We start from the raw sequence: 5,215 nt of genomic DNA, 5'->3' as shown, positions 1-5,215 counted from the left end.
CCGGGGCGCTGGCGGCCCGTCGCGCCCCGGGTGGGGCGCCGACCGGCCGCGAGGGGCTGCTCAGGCGACCGGTCAGCGTGCGCCCACCATGCCGCCCGCCCTTGACATCTGTCAAGACATTCCTTGACACTCGTCCAAGCGAGGCTCGGTATGCTGGAGCCTTTCTCCGACCGACAGCCTCCAGGCCCGTGGTGGGGCACGAGAGGACGCGCATGACCCAGCTCGCCTCCCCCTCCCCTTCCGTCGACCGGCCCGACCGGTTCGACCGCTCGCGTGTCGACCGGTTCGAGGTCCGGCGCGGCGAGCTCGCCGACGCCGCGCTCGAGACGCTCGGCGAGCTCGGGTACGCCCGGACGAGCCTGCGGGAGATCGCCCACAAGACCGAGTTCTCCCACGGCGTCCTGCACTACTACTTCCGCGACAAGAACGAGCTCATCACCTACTGCGTGCGGCGCTCCAAGGAGCACTGCGTCACGCGCTACGACGAGATCCTCGCGAGCGCCGCGTCCGCCGACGACCTCGCCGAGCTGTTCGCCGAAGCCCTCACCGAGACGATGCGCGTCGACACCTCGACGCACCGGCTGTGGTACGACATGCGCACGCAGGCGATGTTCGAGGAGGGCCTGCGCCCGACCGTCGTCGACATCGACCGGCAGCTCGAGGCGATGATCTCCCGCGTCGTCAACCACTACGCCGTCCTTCGTGGACGGCCGCTGCGGGTCTCCCAGGCGATGGCGTATGCCGTCTTCGACGGGCTGTTCGAGACGTGCCTCATGCGCCACATCGCCGGCGACGAGTGCGCCGCGCCGCGCCTGCGCGCCGAGTCCGCGCAGCTGCTCCCGATGCTCGTCGCCGACTGAGCGGCCCGTCCCGTGACGCGGACGATGGGCGTGGAGGAGGAGTTCCTCGTCATCCACCCCGACCGGGCCGCGCCCCGACCCGTCGGGGACGCCGTCGCCGCCCGGGCCGGGGCGGGCTCGGACGGCCAGTTCGAGCACGAGCTCATGCGCGAGCAGGCCGAGCTCGCCACCGAGCCGCACGCCGCGGCGGCGGACCTCCACGACGACCTCCGTCGCCGGCGCGGCGAGCTGGCCCGTGCCGCCGCGGAGTCCGGGACCCGCCTGGCCGCCCTCGCGACGAGCCCTCGACCGGCGCAGCCGCACCTCACCCCGGACTCGCGCTATGTGCGGATGCTCGGCACCTTCGGTGGGATTGCCGCCGCCCAGCTGACCTGCGGCATGCACGTCCACGTGTCCGTCGACACCCCGGAGGACGGCGTCCTCGCCCTCGACGGCCTGCGACCCTGGCTGCCGGTGCTCCTCGCCCTCACGGGGAACTCGCCGTACTGGCGCGGGGAGGACACGGCATACGAGAGCTTCCGGACCGTCCTGTGGGGGCAGTGGCCGACCGCCGGGCGCGTCCCCGCCGTCGCGTCACCCGACGAGTACGAACGGCTCGTCTCGGACCTCGTGACGAGTGGCGCGGCGAGCGACGACGGGATGATCTACTTCGACGCCCGCCTGTCCCGCCGGTACCCGACCGTCGAGGTGCGGGTCTGCGACGTCACGCCGTATGCCGACGACGCCGTGACCGTCGCCGTCCTCCTCCGCGCGCTCGTCACGGCGGCCCCGTCGAGGAGCGGGTCCACCTGCGGTGCACCGGGATCCAGCCGCAGCTGCTCACCGCCGCGGCCTGGCGCGCCGCCCGCTGGGGCATGGCCGGAGAGCTGCTCGACGTGCGGGACGGGGCGCGGCTCGTGCCGGCGTGGGACCTCCTCGCGGACCTCGTCTCCTCCGTCGCCGGGCCCCTCGAGGCGACCGGTGACCGCGAGCTCGTCGACGCGGGCCTGGAGCGGATCCGCCGACGCGGCACCGGCGCGGACCTCCAGCGCCGGGCGTTCGCCGAGACGGGGTCCTTCGAGGGCGTCGTCGACGGCGTGTGCGAGACGACGGCTCCGACGTGAGGCGGCGCGGCTACCCCTCGTCGGCGAGGAGGACGAACAGGTCGGTGCGCAGGGTGGCCGGGTCGGCCTCCGGCGTGGGCTGCGTGACGTAGACCTCGATGAGCTCGCGGCCCACCGAGCGACCCCCGTCGGCCACCGCGGCGGTGAGCCGACCCCAGGCCCCTGCGAGACCGTCGTAGCCGCCGACGTGCGACAGGGCGAGGGCAGGACCGGACGGCAGCGACGCCGCCTCCACCCCTGCGCCGTCCTCCACCGATCCGGTGACAGGGAAGCCGATCTCGACGTCGAAGACGCCGGCCGGGTCGCCGCGGTAGACGGCGAAGGCCGGCCCGCACGGCGTGACGCCGCTGGCGCCCAGGAGCGAGAAGCCGGCGTCGAAGGCCTCGCGGATGCCCGCCATCGTCACGCCCGACCGGCGGACGACGGCCGTCGGGACCGGCGGCAGGACGACCCGCTCCAGCTGCGTCCACGGGCTGCGCGGGGTCGGCAGGACCGGCTTGCCGACGGTGGAGACGGTGCGCCCGTAGGCGTCGACGCGTCGCTGGGCGTCGAGGAGCAGGTCGGTGACGTCGAGGGCGCCGGGCAGCCCTCGGACGTCCTCGAGGGTGGGCCGGGCGCCGGCCAGCTCGGCGACGGGCACCTCGACGGCCTCGCGCACGGCGAGTCTCTCGTCGTCGAGGACGAGGAAGAGGAAGGCGTCGGCGGCCGACGACTTCACGGCGGCGAAGGCGGGTGCCGCGGCGCCGCCGGCCTGGACGCGGCTGCGCACCTGGACGCGACGGGCGTCGGCCTCGCCGTCGCCGACGACGACGTCGCCGGGTGTCGAGGGGGCCGGGGTGAGCTGTCCGCCGAGCGCCTCGGCGACGAGCAGCTTCGCGTAGTCGGGGACGGGGAAGCTGCGCGAGGACACCACCCCGCGCTCGACGAGCTCGGTGAGGACGCGGGAGTGGAGGGTCAACAGGTCGGTGGCGGAGCGCAGGCTGAGATCGACGTCGTCGGCAGACATGCCGGCGATGGTAGCCAGCGCGGCCGTGGTCCTCCGACCCGGGCCGCCCCGGGTCAGCCGACGCCGTCGAGGAAGGCGACGAGCCGCGTCGTGAGGAGGGTGGTCGCCTCGGGGTCGAACTGGGGCAGCGAGCTGTCCTCGAAGAGGTGGCGGTCGCCGGGATAGGTGAACAGCTCGGCGTCCGGCACGAGCGACACGAGCTCGCGGGCCGCGTCGATGTCGCCCTCCCCGGCGAAGAACTCGTCGCCGTCCATCCCGTGCACCTGGACCGGCACCCCGGCCGGCCAGGCCCCGAAGGCCCACTCGCCCGTCACCGGGACGCACGCCTCGAGGAGCAGAGCGCCTCTCGCCCCGGGCCGGGTCTGGGCCAGACGCTGGGCCTGCATGACCCCTGAGGAGATGCCCGCGTAGACGAGCGCCTCCGGAAGCTCCGCGACCGCGGCATCGGCGAGCGCGTCGAGGTCGGGCGCGTCGTCCGCCCGGCAGAAGGCGGCCCCCTCCTCGATCGACCCGAAGGTGCGGCCACCGTAGAGGTCGGGCGCGTGGATCGTGTGTCCCGCCGCCCGCAGCGCATCGGCGAGCGCGACGACTCCCGGGGTGAGTCCTTGGATGTGGTGGAAGAGGACGACGTCTGCCATGCCTTCGAGCCTAGGTCGGACTCCCGACACCGGTGTCCCGGGCGGTGAGGACGACGGGGTCGCCGTCGGTGATGAGGATGGTGTGCTCGCTGTGGGCCGTCCGCGAGCCGGTCGCGCTGCGGAGCGTCCAGCCGTCGGGGTCGACGACGAGCCGGTCGGTGTCCTCCATGACCCACGGCTCGATCGCGAGGAGCATGCCCGGCCGGAGCCGGACGCCCCTGCCCCGCCGCCCGCTGTTGGGCACGTGCGGATCCTGGTGCATGGTCCGGCCGACGCCGTGACCTCCGAACTGGGTGTTGACGGGGTACCCCGCACCGGTGAGGACCTCGCCGACGGCCGCCGAGATGTCGCCGACGTGCGCCGAGGCCCGGGCCGCGGCGATCCCGGCGGCGAGAGCGGCCTGCGTCGTGTCGATCATCCGCTGGTCGCCGTCGCGCGAGGAGGTGCCGACGACGACGCTGACGGCGGAGTCGGCCACCCAGCCGTCCACGGTCACCGCGAGGTCGAGGCTCAGCAGGTCGCCGTCGCGGAGCGTGTAGTCGTGGGGCAGCCCGTGGAGGACCGCGTCGTTGACCGAGGTGCAGATCGTCCGGCCGAACGGGCCGCGGCCGAACGGCGGCGCGTAGTCGACGTAGCACGAGGTCCCGCCCCGCTCGGCGATGAGGGCCGCGGTCCACGCGTCGATCTCCAGCAGGTTCGTGCCGGGACGGACCCGCTCGAGGAGGGTGCTCAGCGCGTGGGCGACGAACCGGCCGGCCGGGCGCGCGGCCTGGGCCTCCGCCGGCGTGAGGATCTCGATCACGAGGCCCACCGTATGCGGACCGGCCGGCTCTCGGATACCGGGCCGACCCGCTAGATCCAGCCCTGCTCCTTCGCGCGGGCGACGGCCTTGGCCCGCGTCGTCACGTCGAGCTTCATCATGATCGTCGACAGGTAGTTGCGGACGGTCCCCTTCGTGAGGAAGAGCCGCTGCGCGATCGCCTCGGTGTCCAGGTCCTCGCCGACGAGACGGAGCAGCTCGACCTCACGGTCGGTCAGCGGGTTGGGCCCGGTCCGCAGCGCGTCCGCGGCGAGCTGCGGGTCGATGACGGTGCGGCCGCTCGCCACCGACCGGATCGAGTCGATCAGCTGGTCGGCCGTCATCGACTTGACGACGTATCCGGACGCGCCGGCGGCGAGGGCCTTGGGGATGTGCCCGCTCCCCGGCAGCGAGGTGAGGAGCAGGACCTTGCAGTCCGGCAGATGCTCCTGGAGGGCTGCCGTCGCCTCGATGCCGGTCGCGCCGGGCATGTCGACGTCGAGGAGCGCGACGTCGGGGCGGGTCTCCAGCGCCGCGTCGAGGACGTGGTCGCCACGACGCACCTGCGCGACGATGTCGAAGCCGGGCTCGGTCTGCAGGAGCGCCGCGAACGCCTCGGCGACGAGGTCGATGTCCTCGGCGATGAGGATCCGCAGGTCCTCGGCCATCATCGGGCCCCGGCCTCGAGAGCGGAGGTCCCGGACGGAGCGGGCCTCGTCCGGGGGCGCTCCTCGGCGGCCGGGGCGCCGGCCGGCTGGACGCCCTCCTGGGGCAGCCGGGCGGTGACCCGGAAGCGGCCGCCGTCGCGC

At 74.1% G+C, this 5,215-nt stretch carries 6 protein-coding genes and 1 pseudogene; 3 read left to right on the top strand and 4 right to left on the bottom strand.

All coding sequences use genetic code 11. The features are described from left to right. Window positions 1–212: 212 nt before the first annotated feature. From BN12_RS18100 to BN12_RS24685, 3 genes and pseudogenes are all read left to right on the top strand, one after another. Complete coding sequence (locus BN12_RS18100; RefSeq protein WP_048554662.1) at window positions 213–860, top strand: TetR/AcrR family transcriptional regulator; 648 nt, start codon at window positions 213–215, stop codon at window positions 858–860. Window positions 861–884: 24 nt separating this feature from the next. After that, a pseudogene (locus BN12_RS26740) lies at window positions 885–1,622 on the top strand (carboxylate-amine ligase); the annotation flags it as partial. Window positions 1,623–1,714: 92 nt separating this feature from the next. Then, window positions 1,715–1,963 carry a glutamate--cysteine ligase family protein gene (locus BN12_RS24685; RefSeq protein WP_048554660.1) on the top strand — a complete coding sequence of 83 codons (249 nt, stop codon included), beginning with the start codon at window positions 1,715–1,717 and terminating at the stop codon, window positions 1,961–1,963. A 10-nt stretch (window positions 1,964–1,973) separates the two neighbouring features. On the opposite strand, the gene BN12_RS18090 is transcribed toward BN12_RS24685, so the two are convergent. The 4 genes from BN12_RS18090 to BN12_RS18075 are packed head-to-tail and all read right to left on the bottom strand — an operon-like array spanning window position 1,974 to window position 5,077. Further along, window positions 1,974–2,969: a GyrI-like domain-containing protein gene (locus tag BN12_RS18090; RefSeq protein ID WP_048554658.1), complete on the bottom strand. Its 996-nt coding sequence runs from the start codon at window positions 2,967–2,969 to the stop codon at window positions 1,974–1,976. Between the two features lie 53 nt (window positions 2,970–3,022). Continuing rightward, window positions 3,023–3,607: a dienelactone hydrolase family protein gene (locus BN12_RS18085; RefSeq protein ID WP_048554655.1), complete on the bottom strand. Its 585-nt coding sequence runs from the start codon at window positions 3,605–3,607 to the stop codon at window positions 3,023–3,025. A gap of 10 nt (window positions 3,608–3,617) precedes the next feature. Next, window positions 3,618–4,409, bottom strand: coding sequence for a type I methionyl aminopeptidase (gene map / locus BN12_RS18080; RefSeq protein ID WP_048554653.1), 792 nt, complete (start codon window positions 4,407–4,409; stop codon window positions 3,618–3,620). 50 nt (window positions 4,410–4,459) lie between these two features. Further along, window positions 4,460–5,077 carry a response regulator transcription factor gene (locus BN12_RS18075; RefSeq protein ID WP_235432460.1) on the bottom strand — a complete coding sequence of 206 codons (618 nt, stop codon included), beginning with the start codon at window positions 5,075–5,077 and terminating at the stop codon, window positions 4,460–4,462. Window positions 5,078–5,215 lie beyond the last annotated feature (138 nt).

Origin of the sequence: Nostocoides japonicum T1-X7, assembly GCF_001046855.1 — a bacterium.
GTDB lineage: Bacteria > Actinomycetota > Actinomycetes > Actinomycetales > Dermatophilaceae > Nostocoides > Nostocoides japonicum.
This window is presented reverse-complemented; position numbering and strand designations above follow the sequence as displayed.